Below are 23,701 nucleotides of genomic sequence, written 5' to 3'. Positions count from 1 at the left end.
AGGTTTAGGCTGCGTCTTCGTCCAGGTCGATTTCGTCGGCCTGAGCGACGACTTCACGGTCATCATAGTGGCCGCAGGACGCGCAGACGTGGTGCGGGCGCTTCAGCTCTCCGCAGTTCGGGCATTCGTTCGGGTTTGCAGCAACCAGAGCGTCATGTGCGCGGCGATTGTTGCGGCGCGACTTGGAAACTTTGTTCTGTTGGACGGCCATGGTCTCAACCTTTGTCTGATAAGGGCCAGCAGATTCGCCGCCAGCCGGGTTACGTTCTTTGTTTTCTCGTGGTTTGACGCGCGTTTAAGGGGCTTGCCCCGCAATGTCAACCCAAAATCCAATGAGCGCGCGAAAATACTGCGATTCTCGTCATGTTCAAGCGATTTTTCTGACCGCCTGCTATGACAGGAATTCATCCCTCTGTCACTCGTCTTTTTTCAGCGCATCGCGCAGCCCGGCCAGCCCGGCGAAGGGTTTCACATCCTCATCGGTCAGCGCCTGTTTGCCCGGCTCGGTATAGTCCGCCTGACCCAGTTCGGCCCCATCCTTGCGCGGGTATTGGGGCAGGGCCAGCGCCAGCGCCTCGACCATGACCAGCGCCGGGTCGATCTCGGCACCCAATGGTTCGATTTCGTCATCTTCGGGGATTTCGAACTCGGGCTCGTCCGGATCGCTCCAATCGGCCAGAAAGACGCGATTCACCGGGACATCAATGCGCGTGGTCACCGGGTCCAGCGTAACGACGCAGGGTTGGATCACTGTCGCACCAAGTTTGCCGGATAGAGCCCAGTCACGCTTGCCCTGCACGTGCAGCTGTCCTGCAAAGCTGAGCTTGCGCAGCCCCAGCAGGCCGAGTTCCTGTTTGATCGCCTCAAGCGCCTCGCCGGTCGGGCGCAGTTCAAACGATGTCGGAGCGTTTTGCGGCAGGTCGGCGACGCGCAAAGATGTCTGGTTGCTCATTCGTGAGGTTTTCCTGTGTTGAACCGGGGCTGCGGTTTGATGTAATCGGATAGGGCTCGCAAGGGGCCAAGGCAAGAGGGTGCGCATGTTGAACGGTGTGAACAGGTTGAAACCAGCGTCGAGAACGCTTGTCTTTGCAGCTTGTCTGGCAATCGCAGGCGCATGTTCGCCGATCTTCAAGAATCACGGCTATGTGCCGCCGCCAGAAGATCTGGCCAAGATCAAGGTTGGCGTAGATACCCGCGAAAGTGTGGAAGAAACGATTGGTGCGCCCAGTTCGTCAGGTGTTGTACGGGATTCGGGCTATTACTACGTCGCCTCGCGCGTTCGTACTTTGGCCCCAAGCGGCCCGAAGTCGTCTCGCGCGAGTTGGTGGCCATCAGTTTTGACCAGCGCGGCGTGGTGCGGAATATCGAGCGGTTCGGCCTGGAAGATGGTTATGTCATTGTTCTGGACCGTCGCGTGACCGACTCGAATATCCAGGATAAGGGCTTCCTGCGTCAGCTGCTTGGCAATATCGGCAACTTCAACCCAGCCAACATCCCGGGTCAACAACTAAGCCGTTCCGGGCTCTTGCATGGTTCATGGGACAGTCACACATACTGTGCCAGGGACCAGACAAGCGAACCGGTCAGCAACCGCGGAGGGTGCGCCCATGGCTGAGATGTTGAACAAGGGCCGCTATCGTGCCCGGCTGGCGCAGACCACGCAGGACGTGGCGGCAGCTCAGGCGTTGCGGACGCTGGCGTTCAGAACGTCGGGGGCGGATTGCGACGGCTTTGATACCCAATGCGCGCATGTCCTGATCGAGGATATGCGGGCAGGCGGCCAATTGGTCTGCTGTTTCCGGATGCTGACGATGCAGGATGGCTCTGAGATAGGGCGCAGCTATTCGGCGCAGTATTATGATCTGTCCGCGCTGAACGGATTTTCCGGCCCCATGACCGAGATGGGCCGGTTTTGCATCCACCCCGATTGGACCGATCCCGATATCCTGCGCGTCGCATGGGGCGCGATGACGGCCTATGTGGATCAAAACGGGATTGAGATGCTGTTTGGCTGTTCCTCTTTCGCGGGGATTGAAACAGCCGAGTATCTGGATGCGTTTGCCATGCTTAAGCATCGCCATCTGGCACCCAAGCGATGGTTGCCCCGGGTGAAGGCGCCGGATGTGTTCCGTTTTGCCGCACGCCTGCGCAGGCGGCCGAATGTGAAACAGGCGATGCTGCGGATGCCGCCTTTGCTGCGGACCTATCTGATGATGGGCGGTTGGGTCAGCGATCATGCGGTTGTCGACAGGCACATGAATACGCTGCACGTCTTTACCGGGCTCGAGATTGGCGCGATTCCCCCGGCCCGCAAACGTCTGCTGCGGGCGGTTGCCGGGTGATATGAGTATTTATGAAAAGGTGAAGCAGGGGCGTTGACGCGTTGCTCTGGCCGGTTTAGCTGGCGGGCATGGCGAGAATTCCTTTGTTGCAGATGTCCGGCATATCCCTGACTTTCGGGGGCGATCCGGTGTTTTCCGAGCTTGATTTGGTGGTTCAACCCGGCGACCGCGTGGCGCTGGTGGGGCGGAACGGGTCGGGGAAATCGACCCTCATGAAAGTGATGGCCGGGCTGGTTGAGGCCGATCAGGGGGATATCGTGATCCCACCTGGAAAATCAGTGGGTTATATGGAGCAGGACCCGGGGATGGATGGGTTCGCGACGCTGGGCGACTATGCCTCCAGCGGGCTGGAACCCGGTGAGCTGTACAAAGTGGAACGCGCCGGTGAGGGCTGAAGTTCGACCCCGAACGCGCGGTCGAGACGGCCTCGGGCGGTGAGCGTCGGCGGGCGGCGCTGGCCAAGCTGATGGCCGAGGCACCCGATCTTATGCTGCTGGACGAGCCGACCAACCACCTGGACATCGAGGCGATTGCATGGCTCGAACGTGAGTTGGGCGCGACGCGGGCGGCCTATGTTCTGATCTCGCATGACCGGGCCTTTTTGCGGGCACTGACGCGGGCGACTTTGTGGATTGATCGCGGCGTTGTGCGGCGGCAGGAGCAGGGCTTTGCGGCCTTCGAGGGCTGGCGCGACAAGGTCTGGGAAGAAGAGGACCAGCAGCGCCACAAGTTGAACCGGCTGATCAAGTCCGAGGCGCGTTGGGCCGTTGAGGGCATCAGCGCCCGACGTAAGCGCAATCAGGGCCGGGTGCGTGCCCTGCAGGCGTTGCGGGCCGAGAAAGCGGCGCAGATCAAGCGTCAGGGTTCGGCGGCTATGACGTTGGAATCCGGACAAAAATCAGGCCGAAAGGTGATCGAAGCCAAGGGCGTGGCCAAGGCTTTTGACACGCAGCAGATCGTGCGGAATTTCGACCTGCTGGTGCAGCGTGGGGATCGTGTTGCCTTTGTCGGACCCAATGGTGTGGGCAAGACGACGCTGCTGAAAATGCTGCTGGGTCAGGTTGATCCGGATGAGGGCAGCATCTCTCTGGGTACAAATCTTGAGATCGCGGTGTTCGACCAGACCCGCGCGCAGCTCGACCCCGAGATGAGCTTGTGGGACAGCCTGACCGGCGACCCCGAGATGAGGGTTTCCGGCAAGGCCGATCAGGTGATGGTGGGTGGCCAACCCAAGCATGTGGTGGGCTATCTGAAAGAGTTTCTGTTCGACGATGCGCAGGCAAGAGCGGCTGTTAAGTCCTTGTCTGGTGGGGAAAAAGCGCGTTTGTTGCTGGCCAAATTGATGGCGAAATCGTCGAACCTGCTGGTGCTGGACGAACCGACAAACGATCTGGATGTTGAGACTCTGGACCTGCTTCAGGAACTGCTGGACGACTATGACGGCACCGTATTGCTTGTCAGCCACGACCGGGATTTTCTTGACCGTGTTGCCACGACGACAATCGCCATGGAAGGCAACGGGCGGGCAACCGTCTATGCCGGTGGCTGGTCCGACTATATTGCGCAGCGCGGTGACGTACTCGAGAAAAAAGAAGAAAAAACAAAGACTACAAAGTCGAAGGTGAAGCAGGAGGCGAAGCCGAAAACGGGGCTATCCTTCTCGGAAAAACACCGGCGAGAAGTTGCCGGCTGAGATCGCGCGGCTTGAGGCCGAAATTGCCAAGCTTGAAGAGCTGATGTCGGACCCCAGCTGTTCACGCGTGAGCCGGTAAAGTTCCAGAAGGCAACCGAGGCTCTGGTCGAGCGGCAGGAAAAGCTGTCGGCGGCCGAGGAAGAGTGGCTACTGCTGGAGGAGAAGGCCGAGGCCGGATAGTCTGTGTTGTACATCCTGAAACCTGTGGTTTGTCCGTGTTGTACAACTTTTTCCATAAGTGATTTGTTAACCGTCACTACCCGTGATCGGGCGGGCCGGGTTGCCCACAACCGTTTCATCTGGCGCCACGGATTTGGTCACGACACTGCCCGCACCGATGATGGCGCGGTCGCCGATCGTGACGCCGGGCAGGATGATGGCTCCACCCCCGATCCAGACGTTATCGCCGATGGTCACCGGATGGGCGATCTCAAGACCCTGCGCGCGCCGGGTCGGATCCTTGGCATGTTCGGCGCAGTAAATCTGGACCTTGGGACCCAGCAAGGTTCTGGTGCCGATCCGCACGGGGGCGGTGTCCAGAATTGCGCAGCCAGCGTTGAAATAGACCCGGTCGCCCAGTGACAGGTTGATGCCATAGGCGCAGTGGAAGGGGGCTTCGATAAAGCAGTCCCGTCCAACCTTACCAAACAGTGCGGTCAGTTCTTCTGCCATGGCACCGCGCTCATCCGGTGGGCGGGTGTTGTGGGCATGAACGGCGCGGCGGGCGGTCTGGCGCATCTGCTCCAGTTCGGGGTCGAGGCAGGTGTACCATTCACCCGCTACCATTTTCTGCCGCTCGCTCATGCCCTCAGGGTTAGCGCATCCGCAGGGCGCCGTCGATGCGGATGACCTCACCGTTCAGATAGCCCATCTCGACGATGAACCCGGCCAGCCGCCCGTATTCGCGCGGGTCACCCAGGCGGGGCGGGTTGGGGACGTCGGCGGCGAGTTGCTGCTGCACCTCATCCGGCAGACCCGCCAGCATCGGCGTCATGAAGATACCCGGCGCGATGGCCATCACGCGAATGCCGGAGGAGGCCAGATCGCGCGCCATCGGCAGGGTCATCCCGACCACGCCACCCTTGGAGGCCGCATAGGCCGCCTGGCCTTTTTGCCCGTCAAAGGCGGCGATCGAGGCGGTGTTGATGATCACGCCGCGCGCCCCGTCGGGCTCGGGGTCGTTCTTGGCCATTTCGGCTGCGGCGAGGCGCGAGACGTTGAAGCTGCCGACCAGATTGATGTCGATAGTGCGTTGGAACGCGTCCAGCGGGTGGGGACCGTCTTTGCCCACCGTCTTGGCGCCGATGGCGATCCCGGCGCAGTTCACGGCGGCGGTGATCTTGCCCATCTTGTCCATCGCATGGGCTATGGCCGCAGCGACCGAGGATCGTCCGTCACGTCGGTCTGCACGAAATGCCCGCCGATCTCGGCCGCGACTTGCGGGCCACGTTCGGTGTCGCGATCAAGGATGGTGACCTGCGCGCCCTGTTCGGCAAAGTGGCGGGCGGTGGCCTCGCCCAGACCCGATGCGCCGCCGGTTATGACTGCTGCGGTGGTGGAAAGCTGCATGGCCGGTTCCTCTATAAGATATGAACGTTTGTTCAATAACTGTAAGGGGTGCGGTATGTCCACTGTTTTGAGTGTGCGAAGGTTCGAATTGAGCGTTCACGGATGTGTCGCCGTTTCGTGAATGAACAATCCGTTCGAATGACGTGTTTGATCGTCAGGAGGTACCGATATGGTTTTGTTAACGAATGCGAAGCGCTCACTTGGCGTGATGGTTGCGGCCCCTGTTCTGGGGGTGATGATGGCGGGCAGCGTGGCTGCCGCACCCGAGGTTTGTGACGGGCGCACGGCACGGGCTTTGGCGAATGCAGGAGATTATGCGGGGCTGTGCGATTGCGCGCAGGTGACCCCGAGTTTTCTGCAACGGCTTCAAAGGCGGTCGGATTTCGACACGATTCTGAGCGTGACCGGCGCGCAATGTCCGGGATTGGCGGGGCTGCTAACGGATCTGCCGACCGCGAGCATTGCCGCTGCGACACCGCGCGGCGAGGATCGCGATTCGGACCCGAATGGGCCAGACAGCCCCGGCGGCGGGGGTGATTTAGGTGGTGACGGCGGTGGTGGCGCACCTGATGGCGGTGATCCCGGTGATCCCGGTGCCCCGGGTGGCGGCGCGGCAGATGGTGGCGACCCCGGTGGACCCGGCGGAGGCGACGCGCCCGATGGTGGAGATCCCGGCGATCCCGGTGATGGCGGCGCGCCTGACGGTGGCAAACCCGATGAAAAACCCGACGGTAAGCCGGATGGCAAGCCTGATGGCAAGAAAGGTAGAAAACCGGACGGTAAAAAAGGCGGAAAGCCTGACGGCGGAAAAGGCGCCAAGGCAGATGGTCAGGCCAGAGCCGAGAAGGCCAGAGACAGAGCAGATGCGGCACGGGAGAATGCCCGGTCCAAGGCCGATGCTGCCAGAGCCAGAGCTGACGCCGCCAGATCGAGCTCCAAATCTGGTGGCAAGGGTAAAGGCTCTGGTAAAGGCAAAGGCTCTGGCGGGGGTAAAGGCTCCGGCAAGGGCAAGGGTAAAGGCAAGTAAGCCTGATGCTCTGGCGACATGATCAGCCGGGTACAATTGGAAACGGCCACCTCAGCGAGGTGGCCGTTTTTCATGTCTCTGTCCGCGGTGGGTCCTAGCCCAGCTGCACCAGCGCGTGCCGCTTTTCCCCGCGCTCAGCTTGATCGGAGAGGCCAGAGCGCCTGCGTCGATCATAAGCCCGGTATCGGTCAGCGGCGCGTCATCCAGCTTGGCACCGTTCTCGGCGATCAGGCGCTTGGCCTCTTTGCCGGATTTGGCGAGGCCGGATTTGACCATCAGCTGCACGATGGACACCGGAAGTTCCGCACCGGTCAGCGTCAGCGTCGGGAGGTCTCCGCCCACGCCGCCTTTTTCGAACACTTCTCGGGCTGTGGCTTCGGCAGTGGCTGCCGCTTCGGCGCCGTGCAACAGGGTGGTGACCTCGTTGGCGAGGCGGATTTTGGCTTCGTTGATCTCGGACCCGGCCAGAGCGCCCATGCGGTCGCACTCATCCAACGGCAGTTCGGTGAAGATTTTCAGGAACCGGCCCACATCGGCGTCAGTGGTGTTGCGCCAGAACTGCCAGAACTCATAAGGCGACAGCATGTCTCCGTTCAGCCAGACCGCGCCGCCCTGCGACTTGCCCATCTTGCGGCCATCGCTGGTGGTCAGCAGCGGTGTGGTCAGGCCGAAGATTTCGTTGTCCAGCACGCGGCGGGTCAGGTCGATGCCGTTGACGATGTTGCCCCACTGATCCGAGCCGCCCATCTGCAGCACGCAGCCATAGCGGCGGTTCAGTTCGAGGAAGTCATAGGCCTGCAGGATCATGTAGTTGAATTCAAGGAAGCTGAGGCTTTGTTCACGGTCCAGACGCGATTTGACGGATTCGAATGACAGCATCCGGTTGACCGAGAAATGCCGCCCGATATCGCGCAGGAAATCGAGGTAGTTCAGGCTGTCCAGCCATTCGGCATTGTTCAGCATCAGCGCACCGGTGTCGCTGTCGTCATAGGACAGGTATTTGGCGAAGACCTGCTTCATACCCGCGATGTTGGCGTCGATCTGTTCGGGGCCCAGCAGCGGGCGTTCGTCAGACCGGAACGAGGGGTCGCCCACCTTGGTGGTGCCGCCGCCCATCAGGGTGATCGGTTTGTGCCCGGTCTTTGCAGCCAGCGCAGCACCATGATGTTCATCAGGTGACCCACATGCAGCGACTGCGCGGTGGCGTCATAGCCGATATAAGCCGTTTGCACCCCGGAGATCAGCGCGTCGTCAAGGCCCTGATAATCGGTGCAGTCGGCGAGAAAGCCGCGCTCGATCATCGTGGCGATGAAATCCGATTTGGGGTGGTAGGTCATATCCGTGCCCTTTGGGTTACTGTTGCGGGGCACTGTATAGGCGGCGGGACGGGCAAGGAAAAGATGCGTTTTCAGGAAAGATGGGGTGCCCCGAAAGACGCTCTGGCCGATGAAAAATGCAGGATCTGGGGAAAGGCATCTTGTCAGCCTCAGTGATATGCGGGCAGGTTGAGGCCAGTGCATCGTCAGGTTGAGTAGCCCTTCGAGGGTCAGGCCAAAGGCGGGCGGGAATGAGCAGGAGAAACGCGTGAGCCGGAGCAACGGGAAAACAGGGCCGATCCGGGCGCTGGGGGCGATGTCGGGGACCTCGCTGGATGGGGTGGATGCCGCGGTGGTCGAGACCGACGGGCAGCGGATTTTCGGATTTGGCGATAGCCGGTATCGGGCCTATTCCGAGGAAGAGCGCGCCACCTTGCGCGCTGCGCTGGGCCAGTGGCATGGTCCCGAGGTCGAGGCGGCCGGGGAACTGGTCACCTTTGCCCATGCCGAGGCCTTGGCCGAGTTCGAGGATGCGGAGCTGATCGGCTTTCACGGTCAGACCCTGGCGCATGAGCCGCGCGGGCGCGGAACCTTGCAGGTGGGCGATGGTGTGGGTCTGTCGCAGGCTTTGGGCCTGCCGGTGGTCTGGGATTTCCGCAGCGATGATGTGGCTTTGGGCGGCGAAGGCGCGCCGCTGGCACCGTTCTTTCATTTTGCCTGCGCCAAGTGGATCGGTGCCACGGAACCCTTGTGTTTTCTGAATCTCGGCGGAGTGGGAAACCTGACCTATGTGGACCCGTCTTTCGACGGGCCGGAGGCGCCGGGGGCATTGTTGGCTTTTGATACCGGGCCCGCCAATGCGCCGGTGGATGATCTGATGCAGGCGCGGCTGGGGCTGCCGATGGATCGGGACGGTGCCTTGGCGCGCGGGGGGGCGGTGGAAACCGGCGCGCTGGAGCTGTTTCTGGCCGAGCCGTTTTTCAACCGGATGCCGCCGAAATCGCTGGACCGCAACGATTTCGCCGAGATGATCGGGCTGGTGCAGGAGCTGAGCGACGCGGATGCGGTGGCGACGCTGACGGGCATGTGTGCGGCCGGAGTGGTGCAGGGGATGGAGCATTGTCCCAGACCGCCCGCGCGGATGTTGGTCACTGGCGGGGGGCGGCGCAATCCGGTGCTGATGGAGATGCTGCGGGTCGCGCTCGATTGTCCGGTCGAACCAGTTGAGGCGGTGGGTCTGGATGGTGACATGCTGGAGGCGCAGGCCTTTGCTTATCTCGCCGTGCGGGTGGCGCGGGGGATGCCGACCTCGTGCCCCGGAACAACCGGGGTAAGCGCGCTGGTGGGGGGCGGGGTTGTGTCCTCTCCGGCGCGGGGCGCTGTGGTGAGCGGATAGGGGCTCTGCCCCGTCGCTGCGCGACTCCCGGGATATTTTTGGCCAGATGAAGAGTGGACCTAGCGCCTGAGGGTTTGGGTATAGGTATTCGTGAACTCTGCGTAGCCGTTCGAGGTGGATTTCAGGTGGGCCTGGGTCCAGTCGTGGAAGGCTGGCAGTTGGTGGAAGGGCACGTTTGGAAAGGCGTGGTGTTCCGCGTGATAAGGCATGTTCCAGGCCAGAAAGCGGATCAGGCGGTTGGTGAAGGTGGTGCGGGAGTTTTCCAGCATATTCGCCACCGGAGGGCATAGGCCGTGTTCGGCGAGCAGGTAGAGACGTAAGAATGGCTGCCCGATCAGGACGGGAAGGAGCCAGAGCCAGAACAACACTGGCGTGAAGAAAAGGCTGAGCGCGGCGAGTGCATAGAGGGTGAGAAGCAGGCGCGCCTCGGTTTTGATGGCGCGATGTTGGCGGGGCGGCAGGTAGGGGGCGTCGATCTGGCCACGGGCATTTTGGATCAGTGTGTTTGCCATACCGGACCAGTAGGGGGCTCCGCTGAGGTAGAGCAGCAGGCCGGGCCAGTTGTCCGGGCGGGGTTTGCCCGCGAGTTCCGGGTCTTTTTCGGGATGGTTGGTCCATTTGTGGTGGGCCAGGTGGAAATAGCGAAACCACGTGAACGGCAGCGCGATGGGGATTGAGATGGCGTGACCGACCGCGTCATTGATCCAGCCCGTACGGAACGGTGTCTTGTGGGTGCATTCGTGGCTGAGGGTGAAGAGGAAGACCAGCAGAATGCCCAGAGGCAGAAGCAGGAGCGGCCAGAGTGGGATTTGCAGCAGGATTCCGGTTGAGGTGAGGCCGAGGGCCGCAAGATAAAGGGTGAGGTGGATCAGGCCTGCGCCGTTGGCGCGTTGTTGCAGTTGGGTTTTCACCTCGGGTGGCAGGGTTGCTATGAGGCTGCGGTGGTCCATCCGGTCAGGCTTTGGGAATGTCGAAATCGGGGGCGGCGAGAGTGAAGCCGTCGAACTCGAACCCCGGGGAGACGGTGCAACTGACCAGCGTGTAGTCGCCGGTGCTGCGGGCAGCCTGCCAGTGGTTTTCCGGCACGATCCGTTGTGGCGCGCCTTCGGTCAGGTCCGAGGTCAGGAGATGCTCGGTAGCGGGGCCGTCATCGGTGGCACTGATCGACAGGATCAGCGGTGCGCCTGCGTGGTAGAGCCAGATTTCGGTCGCGTCGACGCGGTGCCAGTGGCTGCTTTCTCCCTCGGCCAGCAGAAAATAGATGCAGGTGCCGGTAGCACGGCCCTGATTTTCGGCGCGCCAGGTCTCGCGGAACCAGCCGCCCTCGGGGTGGGGTTGCAGGCCCAGGTGATCGATGATGTCTTGCGCGGTCATGGCGGTCCTTCGAGGGTTCGGCCTGATTATGCACGGGCGGGCGCAATCCGCTATGGCAATTGTGCCCTCAGGCCATATGTTTGCCCTATGACTCTGACGATCCCCTTCGACAACAGCTATGCCCGCCTGCCCGATACGTTCTATGCGCGGCAAGCGCCGGTTCCGGTGCGCGCGCCGCGTCTGGTCGCCTTCAACGCCGATCTGGCGCAGCTGCTGAGGATTACCCCGGCGAGGTGACGGAGATGGCCGAGGCCTTTGCGGGCAACACGGTGCCGGACGGGGCACAGCCGCTGGCTCAGCTTTATTCCGGGCATCAGTTTGGCACCTATAATCCCCAACTGGGGGATGGGCGCGCCGTGCTGCTGGGGGAGACGGTGGGATCGGATGGTATCCGCCGCGACATTCAGTTGAAAGGGTCTGGTCCTACGCCGTTTTCGCGGCAGGGTGATGGGCGGGCGTGGCTGGGGCCGGTACTGCGGGAGTATGTTGTGTCTGAGGCGATGCAGGCGCTGGGTATTCCGACCACGCGAGCCCTGGCGGCGGTCGAGACCGGAGAGATCGTGCTGCGCGAAGGGCCGATGCCCGGAGCGGTGCTGACCCGCGTGGCGCAGAGCCATCTGCGGGTGGGGACGTTTCAGGTTTTTGCTGCGCGCGGACAGTTGGACAGCCTGAAGCGGCTGACGGAGTATGCGATAGCGCGGCACTATCCTGACGCCGACGGCCCCATGGGCCTGTTGCGCGCCGTGCGGGATGCGCAGGCGCGGTTGATTGCGCAGTGGATGAGCGTTGGCTTCATTCACGGGGTGATGAACACGGATAATTGCTCGATCGCGGGAGAGACCATCGATTATGGGCCTTGCGCCTTCATGGACAGCTATCATCCGAACACGGTTTACAGTTCGATTGATCGGATGGGGCGGTATGCCTATTCCAACCAGCCGGACATAGCGGTGTGGAATCTGGCGCAGTTGGCGACGGCTCTGATCCAGCAGTATGAGGATAAAGAGGCCGCCGTTGAGGAAGCGACCGAGATCGTCCATGCCATGCCCGATCTGATGCAGGCGGAATGGCTGCGGCGGTTCCGGGCCAAGATCGGGCTGACCCGGGCAGAGGATGGGGACCTTGAGATGATCTCGGACCTGTTGACGCGGATGGCGCAGAACAGGGCCGACTTCACCAATACGTTCCGGGCGCTGGGCGGTCAGAACGCGCGGGATCAGTTTACCGACCCGGCGGCGTTTGATGAATGGGCAGAGGGCTGGCAGGCGCGTTTGACGCACGAGAAGGGGCCGCAACAGGTGATGGCGCAGGCCAACCCGGCCTTTATCCCGCGCAATCACCGGGTCGAGCAGATGATTCAGGCGGCGGTGCAGGGGGATTATGCCCCGTTCCAGCGGCTGAATGATGCGCTGTCGCGGCCCTATGAGGATCAGCCGGAGGCCAAGGATCTGACGCACCCGCCTGCTGAAGATGAGGTGGTGCAGGCGACGTTCTGCGGGACGTGAGTCTGAAAGCTATTTTCGCACGATCTCGAGCACCGCGGCGCTGACGATCAGCACGGCACCCAGCAATTCGCGCAGGCCGAACGGCTCGCCCGAGAATGCGGCTGCGGATGCGAGGCCGACGACGACCTCGCTCATCAGCAACAACCCGACGCGACCGGGAGAGAGTTTGGTCGCGGGCCAGATCGTCATAAAGATCATCGGCAGAGTGTAGAACGCGGACAGCAGGACCAGTTGCAGGACCCAGATCATGTCCTCTGGTGCGATGGCAGGCAGGACCGGGGCTTGCAGAAACAGCAGGCTGAACAGGGACAGGATTATGGCGCCCAGAATAAAGGCGAAGATCTGCCCGAAAATCGAGACCTGTGTGGCCCGGTAGAGGCCCAGCGTCCCCAGCGCCCAGCAAATCCCCGAAGCTAGGGACAGCCAGTCACCGACATTGCTTGGCCAGGGTATGAAGCCGCCATCACCCAGAACGATGAACAAGCCTGCCATGCCGCAGACAAGTCCCGAGAAACGCTGCCAGCTGAGGCGTTCTCCGAGAAAGAGCAGGCCCAGCAGCGTGCCCCAGATCGGTGTCAGATAGAACAGCAGGATCGAACGCACGACGTCGGTATAGACAAGGCTGATTGAATAGAGGCTGAACGCCGCGCCGGTGAACATACCGCTGAGCAGCAAGCCGCGCCATTGCAGGGCCAGCTGATGACGTTCACGCCAGATCAGGGGAACAAGGCACAGCAGGGCAACGCTGTACATCGCGATCCCCGGCCACGGACCGGTCAGGCCAATGTCCAGAAAGAACCGCACGGGAATCCAGTAGAGGCCCCACATCATGCCTCCGACCACGAGGACGATGCTTGCCTTGGTCGTGGTGTGCCCGGGGGCTTCGGTAGAGACCATGAGGGGTCGGATCCTTTGTTACGCGTGCCGATCAGGGATTAAAGCGGTATGCGGTGAGTGCAAGCTTTTTGCGCAAATTGGCGACGGGGATGTGCGAATGCGGGAAACGTCTGGCAGTTTTCGGCAGCATCAGCTTGCGATTGCCGGGTTTCATGGCAATCTAAGGCGCAAATGGATTTCGGAAGCTCATGACCCAGACCCTGCGCCTTGCCAGCTATAACATCCAGAAATGCGTGGGGCTTGATTTCCGTCGGCAGCCGCAGCGGATCATGCAGGTCATCGACAGCATGCAGGCCGATATCGTGGTGCTGCAGGAGGCCGACAAACGCCTGCCGCCGCGCCCCGCCGCCCTGCCGCATTTCATGCTGGACGAGGCCGGGTGGCAGATCGTCGATCTGGGCGGGGCGGGCAGTCTGGGCTGGCATGGCAACGCGGTGATCTGGCGCGGGAAGGCCATTCAGGTACGCCAGAGCGGGCATCATGATCTGCCGGGGCTGGAGCCGCGCGGGGCCGTGCGGGTCGAGTTCGACACGCAGATCGGCCCGCTGCGCGTGATGGGGATGCATCTGGGATTGTTTCCAGCGTCGCGCCGGCAGCAGATCACCCATATCCGCCGATGTGATTCTGATCTGGAGCAGATGCCCACGGTCTGGGCCGGGGATTTTAACGAATGGTCGCGTCAGCCGGTGCTGGATCATCTGGCCCCGGACATGCGGTTTCTGCCGCCGCTTCCCAGTTACCCCGCCGCGCAACCGCTGGGCGCATTGGACAGAATCGCGCTGGGCCAGGGGCTTGAGGCCACTTTGCACGGGGTTCATGACATACGGCCTGCGCATATCGCCTCGGATCATTTGCCAGTCTGGGCCGATCTGCGCCGCGCGGCCTGAGGTAAAATCGTCGGTGGCGCAGCGCGCGGACATATTAAGACAGAAGTCCGAACAATTCCGGGGGTCACCATGTCCGATACGATTATCGCCCGTTGCGAGGCCAAGGGCCTGCGCATGACCGGCCAGCGCCGGACCATCGCGCAGGTGTTGCAGCAGAGCGAGGATCACCCGGATGTCGAGGAGCTGTATGCGCGCGCCTCGGCCGAAGATGCGGGTATCTCCATTGCCACGGTCTATCGCACGGTAAAGCTGTTTGAAGAGGCCGGGATACTGGAGCGGCTGGAATTCGGCGACGGCGCGCGCGCTATGAGGATGCCGAGCGCGACCACCATGATCACCTGATCGACATGCAGTCGGGCGAGGTGATCGAATTCGTCGATCCCGAGATCGAGGCGCTGCAGGAAAAGATCGCCGCCAAGCTGGGATACCGGCTGAAAGGCCACCGGCTGGAGCTGTACGGCGTGCCGCTGGACAAGGACTGATCCATCACCAAACGCGATTGATCGCCGCACGTTAATTCATCAAAGGCGGCGGGTTCCGTCTTGCCAAGCGCCGCCGCTTGCGGTTCTTGTGCAGTCAGGTCCCCTTTTTGGGCCCGGTTCAACGGAAACGCGCATGAATAACGTAAACGGCATTCTGCTGCTTGTCGGTTCGATGGCGGCATTTGCACTTGAGGATATGTTCATCAAATACCTGTCGGTCAGCGTACCGACCGGTCAGATCATGCTGTTTCTGGGTGTCTTTTGCGGCCTTGCCTTTGCCGGGATGTCGGTTGTCACGCGCAAGCGTATCTTCGATCCTGCCGCCTGGTCTCTGCTGCCGCTGCTGCGCGCAGGAACCGAGGCGGTCGGTGCGCTGTTTTTCGTGACTGCGCTGTCGCTGATCGACCTGTCCACAGTGGCCGCCGTGTTTCAGGCCATGCCGCTGGCGGTGACCATGGGGGCGGCGCTGTTTCTGGGCGAAAAGGTCGGCTGGCGGCGGTGGAGCGCGGTCGGCGTGGGCTTTGCCGGGGTGCTGTTGATCATTCGCCCCGGGCTGGATGGGTTCCAGCCGGAAACGCTGTTGGTGGTGGCCACTGTGTTCGCCATTGCGGCGCGGGACCTGATCACTCGCAAGTTGGATGTGCGGGTGGCTTCGTCCGTGGTGGCGATGCAGGCCTATATCTCGATCGCGCTGACCGGCGTGGTGATGATGGCGGTGTCCACGCACAGCTATGTGCCTGTGCAGGCAGGCCAAATCGGCCCCTATCTGGGGGCCATCGGCTTTGGCGTGCTGGGCTATTACGGTATCGTCACGGCAATGCGGGTGGGCGAAGCGTCGGCCCTGATGCCGTTCCGTTATACGCGACTGGTCTTTTCGATCCTTGCCGGGATGCTGATGTTCGGGGAACGCCCCGATGCGGTGACCATGGCGGGGGCAACGCTGATCATCGGGTCCGGTCTGTATACCTTTATCCGCGAACGCCGTCTGGCGCGCGCGGTGGTCGCGGCCTGATTACTGTTGGCGCAAACAGCGAACTGTTAGCCCTAAAGGCAGGAAAATATACGTGTTAGCGTTAACGTGACCGGTTTACTTTTCGCCGGTTGCTGTTATGAGGCGTGCAACTGATTGCAGCCACAGGGACGGGCCTCATGAGTACCATCATCGACATCCACGCACGCGAAATCCTGGACAGCCGGGGCAACCCGACGGTTGAGGTGGACGTGATTCTGGAAGACGGCACCATGGGCCGCGCCGCTGTGCCCTCGGGTGCGTCGACCGGCGCCTATGAGGCGGTTGAGAAGCGCGACGGTGACAAGGCCCGCTACATGGGCAAGGGCGTACTGGAGGCCGTGGCCGCCGTGAACGGTGAGATCGCCGAGGAACTGGTGGGCTTTGATGCGACCGAGCAGGTGGCCATCGACCAGGCGATGATCGAGCTGGACGGGACCGAGAACAAGGGTCGTCTGGGCGCGAACGCCATTCTGGGCGTGTCGCTGGCCGCTGCAAAGGCCGCGGCGGATTTCACCACGCAACCACTGTACCGCTATGTTGGCGGCACCTCGGCACGGGTTCTGCCGGTGCCGATGATGAACATCATCAACGGCGGTGAGCACGCCGACAACCCGATCGACATTCAGGAATTCATGATCATGCCGACCTCGGCCGCGAATATCCGCGAGGCGGTGCGCATGGGCTCCGAGGTGTTCCATACGCTGAAGAAAGAGCTGTCGGCTGCTGGTCTGGCTACCGGTGTGGGCGATGAGGGCGGTTTTGCCCCGAATATCGCATCGACCCGCGAGGCGTTGGATTTCATCCTGAAATCCATCGAAAAGGCAGGCTACAAACCGGGTGAGGAAATTCACCTGGCGTTGGATTGCGCGGCGACCGAATACTACAAGGACGGCAAATACGTTCTGGCGGGTGAGGGCATCTCGCTGTCGTCCGAGGAAAATGCGGCTTATCTGGCGGCGCTGGTCAATGACTATCCGATCATTTCGATCGAGGACGGCATGTCCGAGGATGACTGGGACGGCTGGAAAGCGCTGACCGACGCCATTGGCGACAAGGTGCAGCTTGTGGGTGATGACCTGTTCGTGACCAACCCCGCGCGTCTGGCCGAAGGGATCGAGCGCGGTTGCGCCAACTCGATGCTGGTGAAGGTGAACCAGATCGGTTCGTTGACCGAAACGCTGCGTGCCGTCGATATGGCGCACCGGGCGCGTTATACCAACGTGATGTCGCACCGTTCGGGCGAGACCGAGGATGCCACCATTGCCGATCTGGCCGTGGCAACCAATTGCGGTCAGATCAAGACCGGCAGCCTCGCGAGGTCGGACCGGTTGGCCAAGTATAACCAGCTGATCCGGATCGAGGAATCGCTGGGCGAGGTTGCGGAATTCGCAGGCGCGTCGATCCTGAAATAAAAGAAACGGGGGCCGCCTGGCCCCCGTTTCGCTTTGGTGATTGCAAGGTATCAGCCTCTGATCTTCTTGACGATCATGCCGACAACGACCTGAACCACCAGGCCGGCGACCCCACCGCCGACGAAGTTCGCGGCCAATGCGCCGATATCCATACCTCCGGCAGCCCCTCCGGCCCCCAGCAATCCGCTGAGCAGCTGACCGCCGCCGACACCGCCCACGGCACCTGCCAGAGCGTTGCCAATACTGCCCATGTCAGAGCCCTTGACGGCCTTACCGCCGCCTGTGCCGCCCAATGCGCCGCCGATCAATTGGCCGATAATCTGTTCCATATCGCGTTCCCTGTAATAAACGTTGGTTCTGTGCGCGTGCTCGTATTCGACCGGGCTGCGAGGCGTCACGGGGAAAGAATCGGTGGAATTGTCTTAATCTTCTCACCCTGTAGGGTGGCGGCCCATGTGCTAAGTTCGATTCAAGCGTCGCGTGCCATGCTGCGCCGGACATTAGGGAGAGGGTTTTCTTATGGTTGCATTCAAACACATCGCCGGCGCGGCTGCGCTTTTCATCCTGCCTCAGCTTGCTTGGGCGCAGGTTCCGCCCGAGGCGGTGTGCCAGAAGATGGTGGAAGGCGACCCCAGCGGACAGATCACGATGGAGGAATGCCTGTGCACCTATAACGTCGCCGACACGGTTCTGGACGATGATATCAAGGCGCTGATGTTTCGATCCTGGTTCACCGGAGAGAACGTGACCGAGCAGTTGGAAGCGTTGCCGCAGCCCAAGCGGGTACAAAAGCAGTTCAAGAAACTGGAGCGGGGGCAGCGGAAGAACTGCCTGTAAAGGGCGATCTAAGCCGACATAAAAATCAATATGTGTGAACTTGTTCCTATTGCCGGAACGTGACTTCCGGTATCCTATCTGTATTGCAGAAAGGGGGACATGATGTCTGCTTCGAAGGTCTTTCTTGTAATTTCAATACTTTGCGCAGGGGCTCTTGCGGCATGTACCGAGCCGGGAACCTATCCGATCACGGGGATGGAGGTCTCGCAGGATGATCCGGTGCAACAGATGTACAATCCGGCGGTGATCTTCCGGGGGGAATCGCGCTAGAGCGTTTTGCTCATCAACATATAGCGGTCGCGCGCTCTGAAGCCTGACCGCAGATAGAGTTTCTGCGCGGTCTCATTGGTCCGGTCGACCTCGAGATGCAGCGCGGTCAGCCCGGCCTCGGCCAGTGCCTTGGGCAGATCGTGCAGAACTTCGGTGGCGATGCCGCGTCCGCGGACGGCGGGGCGGATATAGATTTCATCGACGAAGGCGTCCATGCCGCCAAACTCGACCGACCAGCCGAATGTCAGAATGACATAGCCCAGTGGCGCCCGGCCCGGCCCGACAAGATACACGCACCCATGCGGTATGCCGTCCAGCAAGGGAGCCAGCGCGTTGCGGCGTTTCTCGTCATCCTGCGCGATGCCGGATTCCGAATGAAACGCCGCAACCAGCGCCATCAGGCGATCCAGATCGTCGGGGCGGGCGAGGCGGAGTGCGGCGGTCATAGGCGGGCCAGTCTTTCTGTGAGCAGGGTGAAGAAACCGTCAGCGTCGATCTCGCCCATGAACATGGCGTTGGGTTCATGGTTGGTGACGCGCCACCAATCCGCGACGGTCATGCCAAGCGTCAGCTCGGATCCGGTTTCGATCTGGACATTGATATGTCGGCCCTTAAACAGCTCGGGCCGGATCAGATAGGCGGTGACGCAGGGATCGTGCAGCGGAGCGCCTTCCGAGCCGTATTTTTCCATGTCGAAACGTTCGAAGAAATCGGTCATCTCGGCGACCGCATGGCCGACTTCGCTGTTGAGCGCGCGGAAGGCGTCGTTGCGCTGTTTGGTAACCAGCGCGTCATGGGTCACGTCCAGCGGCATAACGACGATATGAATGCCGGAAGTAAACACGATATCAGCAGCTTCCGGGTCGACGTAAATGTTGAATTCCGCCGCTGGCGTGATGTTTCCGACCTCGAAATACGCCCCGCCCATCAGGACGATTTCCTGCACCCGGTCGATGATATCGGGGGCCTTGCGGAAGGCGGTCGCGATGTTGGTCAGCGGCCCCAGCGGGCATAGCGTCACGGTGCCGGGCTCATGCGCGCGCAAGGTGTCGATGATGAAATCGACCGCGTGACCGTCGGCCAGTGGCATTTGCGGATCGGGCAGGTCGGGACCGTCGAGGCCGGTTTTACCATGCACGTGTTCGGCGGTCACCAGCGCGCGGTTCAGCGGACGATCGCAGCCTGCATAGACTGGAATATGCGTGTGACCAGCCAGTTCGCAGACGATACGGGCGTTCTTGGCGGTCAGTTCCAGCGGCACGTTTCCGGCGACAGCGGTGATGCCCAGAACCTCGATCTCTTCGGGGCTGGCAAGTGCCAGCAGGATGGCAACGGCGTCGTCCTGACCGGGATCGGTGTCGATGATGATCTTGCGGGGCATGGTGGTCTCCGGGGGGCATGAAGGTCGGACACTCGCAAGTGTCGCGGCACTTGTCTACCAGATTTACACGTCCGCCGGGGCATCTACCGGCGGGAGTTTGCCGTTGGCGCGGTGTTCCTCGATTTTCACCTCATCCCACAGCGCATCCATCTCGGCCAGATCGCTTTGCGCGGGCGTTTTTCCGCGTTCGGCAAGGCGTGCCTCGACCTTCTCAAAACGGCGGGTGAACTTGGCGTTGGTGCGGCGCAGAGCGGCCTCGGGCTCGATGCCCAGATGACGGCCGAGGTTGACGATCACGAACAGCAGATCGCCGAATTCATCCTCAAGTGCGTCGGCATCCATAGTGTCGCGCGCTTCTTCCAGTTCGGCAGCCTCTTCGGTGATCTTGGCGAGGACATGGCTGGCATCGGGCCAGTCAAAGCCCACGCGCGCGGCGCGTTTCTGCAGTTTGTGGGCGCGCAGCAGGGCGGGCAGGTTGGCCGCAACACCGTCGAGCGCGCCTTTCTGTTCCTTGCCTGCGCGTTCGGCGGCCTTGATGGTTTCCCAGTCGCGTGTCTGTTGTTCAGCGGACTTGTCACGGGATTCGTCGCCGAACACATGCGGATGGCGGTCGACCATCTTGTCGGACATGGTGCGCACCACGTCCTGAAAGGTGAAATGCCCTGCTTCTTCAGCCATTTGCGCGTGAAAGACGGATTGGAACAGCAGGTCGCCCAACTCTCCCTTCAACTCGTCATAAGCCTGCCTTTCGATGGCATCGGCGACCTCATAGGCCTCTTCGATCGTATAGGGGGCAATCGTCGAAAAATCCTGTTCGATATCCCACGGGCAGCCGGATTGCGGGTCACGCAGGCGGCGCATGATCTCTAGCAGGCGTTCGATACCCGCGTCCGTATCGTGGATCAGAGGATTTTCGGCCATTGCGAACCCTTTCGTTCCGGTGTCAGATGCATCCATCCCGCAGTCACGATCAGGAGTCCACCCCAGATGCCCGTCGTAAACCGAATTGCCGATTACGCCGCCGATATGGCCGCATGGCGCCAGCACCTGCACACGATCCCCGAGCTTGAGTTCGAATGCTATGAAACCGCCGCTTTTGTGGCCGAGCGTCTACGCGAATTCGGGGTGGACGAGCTGCACGAGGGGATCGCCAAGACCGGTATGGTGGCGATCATCAACGGGCAGGGGGACGGCCCGACCATCGGCCTGCGCGCCGACATGGACGCGCTGCCGATCACCGAGGAGACGGGGTGGAGTATGCCTCGCAGAACCCCGGCAAGATGCATGCGTGCGGTCATGACGGGCACACCACGATGCTGTTAGGTGCGGCGCGTTATCTGGCCGAGACGCGAAATTTCGCGGGCCGGGTGGCGCTGATCTTTCAGCCTGCTGAAGAAGAGGGCGGCGGTGCGGGCGTGATGGTCGACGAGGGCATCATGGATCGGTTCGATATCTCTCAGGTCTATGGCATCCATAACACGCCGGGTCGGCCCGAGGGGGTGTTCGAGACTACGCCGGGGCCTCTGATGGCGGCAGTGGACACGTTCGAGATCCACATTCAGGGTGTTGGCGGCCACGGGGCCATGCCGCATGAGACCAAGGACCCTGTCATGGCAGCCTGCGGAATGGCGCAGGCGATACAGACCATCGTCAGCCGCAATCACTATGCGCTGGATGATCTGGTGGTGTCGGTCACGCAGATACACACCGGGACGGTCAATAATGTCATTCCCGATACGGCTTATCTGAACGGCACTGTCCGCACCTTTGATCCGGCAGTGCAGAAGATGGTGATGGAGCGGATGGAGCAGATCGTTGCGGGGCAGGCGGCATCATATGGTGTTGAGGCAAAGCTGGACTATCAAGAGGGCTATCCTGCCACCATCAATGACGCCGACAAGGCCGCCTTTGCGGCCGAAGTGGCGCGGGATGTGTCGGGGGCGGAACGTGTAAAGGCCAATGCGGGGCGCGAGATGGGGGCTGAGGATTTCTCGTACATGCTGCAGGCGCGTCCGGGTGCTTATCTGTTCCTTGGACAGGGCGAGGGCGCCGGGCTGCACCATCCGAAATACAACTTTAACGACGAGATCGCCCCGGTGGGCGCATCCTTTTTCGCGCGTCTCGTCGAAACGGCGCAGCCGCTGCGCTGACAGGGGAAAGACATGGCACTGGAAGACGCAAAGAACCAGGTGGATGAGGCGTTCACCAACCCCGATCTCAAGGGGCTGTCCTATGAGAACACATTCGGCGGCGCCACGTCGTTTCTGCGGCGGCTCTATACCAAGGACCTTGCGGGCGTTGATATCGCGGTGACGGGCGTGCCCTTCGATCAGGCGGTGACCAACCGCCCCGGAACCCGGCTGGGACCGCGCGCCATCCGTGAGGCGAGTGCGTTGCAATCGCCGGATGCGCCTTATGGCTGGCCTTTTGATGCGCTCAGCGAGCTGGCCATCGTGGATTATGGGGATATGGCCTATGACTATGCCAATATCCCGGCCTTTCCCGATACACTGACCGATCACATCCGAACCATTCTGGCGGCGGATGTGGCCTCGGTCACGTTGGGCGGGGATCACTATATCAGCTTTCCGATCCTGAAAGCCTATGCCGAGAAATACGGGCCGATGTCGTTGCTGCAATTCGATGCGCATACGGATACCTGGGCCGATGACGACATGTCCCGCGTGGACCATGGCACGATGTTCTACAAGGCGGTAAAATCGGGGCTGGTCGATCCGAAACGCTCGGTTCAGGTGGGTATTCGCACCACCAACGAGGACACATTGGGCGTCAACATCATCGACGCGCGCGAGGTCTACGAATCCGGCCCCGCCGCCGTGGCGCAGAAGATCAAGGGCATTCTGGGCGACAGCCCCGTTTACTTGAGTTTTGATATCGACGGTCTGGACCCGGCCTTTGCGCCCGGTACAGGGACGCCGGTCTGGGGTGGTCTGACCTCGATCCAGGCGCAGATCATCCTGCGCGACATTGCCGGGATCAATATCAAGGGCGGTGACGTGGTCGAGGTGTCTCCGCCCTACGATACCTCGGGCGCGACGGCGATTGCGGGGGCGCATGTAGCGACGCAGATCATTTGTTTGCTGGGGTGGAACAAGCTGGTGAAGCCTTAACCTTTGGTTAGGCATAATCCCGGTATCTGCTTGGTCAGGGATCGGATCGGAGACATCACATGACCCAATACAACCAACCCATTGGCGGCAACGATCTGGCGCGGTTCTCGGGGCCGAACACGTTCATGCGGCTGCCGCAGGCGTCTTCGCTTGAAGGGCTGGATGTGGCGGTTTTGGGGGTTCCGATGGATATCGGCACCTCGTGGCGGTCGGGCACGCGGTTTGGCCCCAAGCAGATCCGCAGCGAAAGCGCGATGATCCGGCCCTATAACATGGCCAATGGCGCAGCGCCGTTCGACCATCTGCAGATCGCAGATATCGGGGATCTGGCGATCAACACCTTCTCGCTGGCCGACAGTCTGAAGATCATCAAGGACAGTTATGATGGCATTCTGGCGCAGGGCGTGACCCCGGTGGCGATGGGTGGGGATCATTCGATCACTCTGCCGATCCTTCGGGCAATGGCGGCCAGGCATGGTCCGGTGGCTTTGGTCCATGTAGATGCCCATGCTGACGTCAATGACGAGATGTTCGGCGAGAAGGAAACCCACGGCACCGTCTTCCGCCGCGCCTATGAGGAAGGGCTGATCGTTCCTGACAAGACCTTCCAGATCGGCATTCGCGGCTCGGGCTATGCGGCCAGCGACTTCGCCGAGGCGCAGGGCTGGGGCTTTCGCCAGTATCCCGCGTGGGAGCTGTGGCAGCAGAACCTGACCGAGATCGGCTCGCTGATCCGCAAGACGGTCGAGGATCATCCCGTATACATCACCTATGACATCGACAGCCTCGACCCGGCTTATGCGCCCGGCACCGGCACGCCCGAGATTGCGGGACTGACCACGTCGCAGGCGCTGCAACTGATCCATGCGCTGGCGGGCATGAACGTGGTGGGCTGCGATCTGGTCGAGGTGTCTCCGCCCTATGATCCGTCTGGCAACACGGCGCTGACGGCGGCGAATCTGCTGTTCGAGATGCTGTGTATTCTGCCCGGCGTGACGTCGCGATAGGGATGAGCGCGACGCCCGGAGCGGATAGGTTATATGCAAAGGGATCGGAGGGCCGATGAAAATGGTGCTGTGGCTGGTGATTGCGTTGGGCGTTGCGATGGCGGCCTATATCCGTCTGGCCCCTCCGACCCAACGCGCTGGCATGTAGCACCCGAGGGTGTGG

The 23,701-nt window shown here is 61.5% G+C and carries 20 protein-coding genes and 7 pseudogenes; 15 read left to right on the top strand and 12 right to left on the bottom strand.

Annotated elements, in window-relative coordinates; genetic code table 11:
* Positions 1-4: 4 nt before the first annotated feature.
* Entirely contained in the window at positions 5-211 is a 207-nt protein-coding gene (rpmF, locus tag ACR3E4_RS17820) for a 50S ribosomal protein L32 (protein WP_008756996.1), read from the bottom strand.
* A 204-nt stretch (positions 212-415) separates the two neighbouring features.
* Positions 416-952: a YceD family protein gene (locus ACR3E4_RS17815; protein ID WP_480531958.1), complete on the bottom strand. Its 537-nt coding sequence runs from the start codon at positions 950-952 to the stop codon at positions 416-418.
* 85 nt (positions 953-1,037) lie between these two features.
* On the opposite strand from ACR3E4_RS17815, the pseudogene ACR3E4_RS17810 reads away from it, so the two are divergent.
* The 3 genes and pseudogenes from ACR3E4_RS17810 to ACR3E4_RS17800 form a co-directional block, all read left to right on the top strand.
* Positions 1,038-1,501: pseudogene (locus ACR3E4_RS17810) on the top strand (outer membrane protein assembly factor BamE); the annotation flags it as partial.
* 106 nt (positions 1,502-1,607) lie between these two features.
* A complete protein-coding gene (locus tag ACR3E4_RS17805) occupies positions 1,608-2,342 on the top strand; it encodes a GNAT family N-acetyltransferase (RefSeq protein WP_480531962.1) in 735 nt (244 codons plus the stop codon).
* Positions 2,343-2,410: 68 nt separating this feature from the next.
* Positions 2,411-4,215, top strand: a pseudogene (locus ACR3E4_RS17800) (ABC-F family ATP-binding cassette domain-containing protein).
* Between the two features lie 66 nt (positions 4,216-4,281).
* Here ACR3E4_RS17800 and ACR3E4_RS17795 read toward each other — a convergent pair.
* A complete protein-coding gene (locus ACR3E4_RS17795) occupies positions 4,282-4,839 on the bottom strand; it encodes a sugar O-acetyltransferase (RefSeq protein WP_480567036.1) in 558 nt (185 codons plus the stop codon).
* 10 nt (positions 4,840-4,849) lie between these two features.
* Positions 4,850-5,604: pseudogene (locus ACR3E4_RS17790) on the bottom strand (3-hydroxyacyl-CoA dehydrogenase).
* 169 nt (positions 5,605-5,773) lie between these two features.
* Between ACR3E4_RS17790 and ACR3E4_RS17785 the strand changes: the two are divergent.
* The gene (locus ACR3E4_RS17785; RefSeq protein ID WP_480531970.1) at positions 5,774-6,631 is read left to right on the top strand and encodes a hypothetical protein; all 858 of its coding nucleotides are present in this window, start codon (positions 5,774-5,776) and stop codon (positions 6,629-6,631) included.
* Positions 6,632-6,725: 94 nt separating this feature from the next.
* Here the strand turns inward: ACR3E4_RS17785 and tyrS are convergent.
* Positions 6,726-7,968: pseudogene (gene tyrS / locus ACR3E4_RS17780) on the bottom strand (tyrosine--tRNA ligase).
* A 247-nt stretch (positions 7,969-8,215) separates the two neighbouring features.
* Between tyrS and ACR3E4_RS17775 the strand changes: the two are divergent.
* A complete protein-coding gene (locus tag ACR3E4_RS17775) occupies positions 8,216-9,343 on the top strand; it encodes an anhydro-N-acetylmuramic acid kinase (protein WP_480531974.1) in 1,128 nt (375 codons plus the stop codon).
* A 59-nt stretch (positions 9,344-9,402) separates the two neighbouring features.
* Here the strand turns inward: ACR3E4_RS17775 and ACR3E4_RS17770 are convergent, their stop codons facing one another.
* A complete protein-coding gene (locus ACR3E4_RS17770; RefSeq protein ID WP_480531976.1) occupies positions 9,403-10,293 on the bottom strand; it encodes a fatty acid desaturase in 891 nt (296 codons plus the stop codon).
* 4 nt (positions 10,294-10,297) lie between these two features.
* Positions 10,298-10,717, bottom strand: coding sequence for a cupin domain-containing protein (locus ACR3E4_RS17765; RefSeq protein WP_480531978.1), 420 nt, complete (start codon positions 10,715-10,717; stop codon positions 10,298-10,300).
* Between the two features lie 87 nt (positions 10,718-10,804).
* On the opposite strand from ACR3E4_RS17765, the pseudogene ACR3E4_RS17760 reads away from it, so the two are divergent.
* Positions 10,805-12,222 (top strand): annotated as a pseudogene (locus ACR3E4_RS17760) (protein adenylyltransferase SelO).
* 9 nt (positions 12,223-12,231) lie between these two features.
* Here the strand turns inward: ACR3E4_RS17760 and ACR3E4_RS17755 are convergent.
* Positions 12,232-13,119, bottom strand: a complete 888-nt coding sequence (locus ACR3E4_RS17755; protein ID WP_480531982.1) for a DMT family transporter — start codon at positions 13,117-13,119, stop codon at positions 12,232-12,234.
* Between the two features lie 188 nt (positions 13,120-13,307).
* Here ACR3E4_RS17755 and ACR3E4_RS17750 point away from each other — a divergent pair, with 188 nt between their 5' ends.
* From ACR3E4_RS17750 to eno, 4 genes and pseudogenes are all read left to right on the top strand, one after another.
* On the top strand, positions 13,308-14,006 hold the full coding sequence (locus ACR3E4_RS17750) for an endonuclease/exonuclease/phosphatase family protein (protein ID WP_480531984.1): 699 nt from the start codon (positions 13,308-13,310) through the stop codon (positions 14,004-14,006).
* A gap of 69 nt (positions 14,007-14,075) precedes the next feature.
* Positions 14,076-14,488 (top strand): annotated as a pseudogene (locus ACR3E4_RS17745) (Fur family transcriptional regulator).
* A gap of 133 nt (positions 14,489-14,621) precedes the next feature.
* Positions 14,622-15,500, top strand: a complete 879-nt coding sequence (locus ACR3E4_RS17740) for a DMT family transporter (protein WP_480531988.1) — start codon at positions 14,622-14,624, stop codon at positions 15,498-15,500.
* Between the two features lie 137 nt (positions 15,501-15,637).
* Positions 15,638-16,912, top strand: a complete 1,275-nt coding sequence (eno, locus tag ACR3E4_RS17735; protein ID WP_480531990.1) for a phosphopyruvate hydratase — start codon at positions 15,638-15,640, stop codon at positions 16,910-16,912.
* A 50-nt stretch (positions 16,913-16,962) separates the two neighbouring features.
* Here eno and ACR3E4_RS17730 read toward each other — a convergent pair whose 3' ends face one another.
* Entirely contained in the window at positions 16,963-17,241 is a 279-nt protein-coding gene (locus tag ACR3E4_RS17730) for a hypothetical protein (protein WP_480531992.1), read from the bottom strand.
* 190 nt (positions 17,242-17,431) lie between these two features.
* Between ACR3E4_RS17730 and ACR3E4_RS17725 the strand changes: the two genes are divergently transcribed.
* Positions 17,432-17,749, top strand: coding sequence for a hypothetical protein (locus ACR3E4_RS17725; protein ID WP_480531994.1), 318 nt, complete (start codon positions 17,432-17,434; stop codon positions 17,747-17,749).
* 102 nt (positions 17,750-17,851) lie between these two features.
* The gene (locus tag ACR3E4_RS17720; protein WP_480531996.1) at positions 17,852-18,019 is read left to right on the top strand and encodes a hypothetical protein; all 168 of its coding nucleotides are present in this window, start codon (positions 17,852-17,854) and stop codon (positions 18,017-18,019) included.
* Here the strand turns inward: ACR3E4_RS17720 and ACR3E4_RS17715 are convergent.
* From ACR3E4_RS17715 to mazG, 3 genes are all read right to left on the bottom strand, one after another.
* Entirely contained in the window at positions 18,016-18,465 is a 450-nt protein-coding gene (locus ACR3E4_RS17715; protein WP_480531998.1) for a GNAT family N-acetyltransferase, read from the bottom strand. The two genes, ACR3E4_RS17720 and ACR3E4_RS17715, sit on opposite strands and share 4 nt — an antisense overlap.
* On the bottom strand, positions 18,462-19,400 hold the full coding sequence (locus tag ACR3E4_RS17710) for a nucleoside hydrolase (RefSeq protein ID WP_480532000.1): 939 nt from the start codon (positions 19,398-19,400) through the stop codon (positions 18,462-18,464). The genes ACR3E4_RS17715 and ACR3E4_RS17710 overlap by 4 nt, the downstream gene beginning before the upstream one ends.
* A 63-nt stretch (positions 19,401-19,463) precedes the next feature.
* A complete protein-coding gene (mazG, locus tag ACR3E4_RS17705; RefSeq protein WP_480532352.1) occupies positions 19,464-20,321 on the bottom strand; it encodes a nucleoside triphosphate pyrophosphohydrolase in 858 nt (285 codons plus the stop codon).
* Between the two features lie 66 nt (positions 20,322-20,387).
* Here mazG and ACR3E4_RS17700 point away from each other — a divergent pair.
* From ACR3E4_RS17700 to speB (ACR3E4_RS17690), 3 genes and pseudogenes are all read left to right on the top strand, one after another.
* Positions 20,388-21,550: pseudogene (locus ACR3E4_RS17700) on the top strand (M20 aminoacylase family protein).
* Positions 21,551-21,562: 12 nt separating this feature from the next.
* Positions 21,563-22,531, top strand: coding sequence for an agmatinase (gene speB / locus ACR3E4_RS17695; RefSeq protein WP_480532004.1), 969 nt, complete (start codon positions 21,563-21,565; stop codon positions 22,529-22,531).
* Between the two features lie 59 nt (positions 22,532-22,590).
* Entirely contained in the window at positions 22,591-23,538 is a 948-nt protein-coding gene (gene speB / locus ACR3E4_RS17690; RefSeq protein WP_480532006.1) for an agmatinase, read from the top strand.
* Positions 23,539-23,701: the final 163 nt, after the last annotated feature.

The organism is Ruegeria sp. AP11, assembly GCF_056535865.1.
Note: the sequence above shows the minus strand (reverse complement) of the source record. Positions and strands in the feature narration are given on the sequence as shown.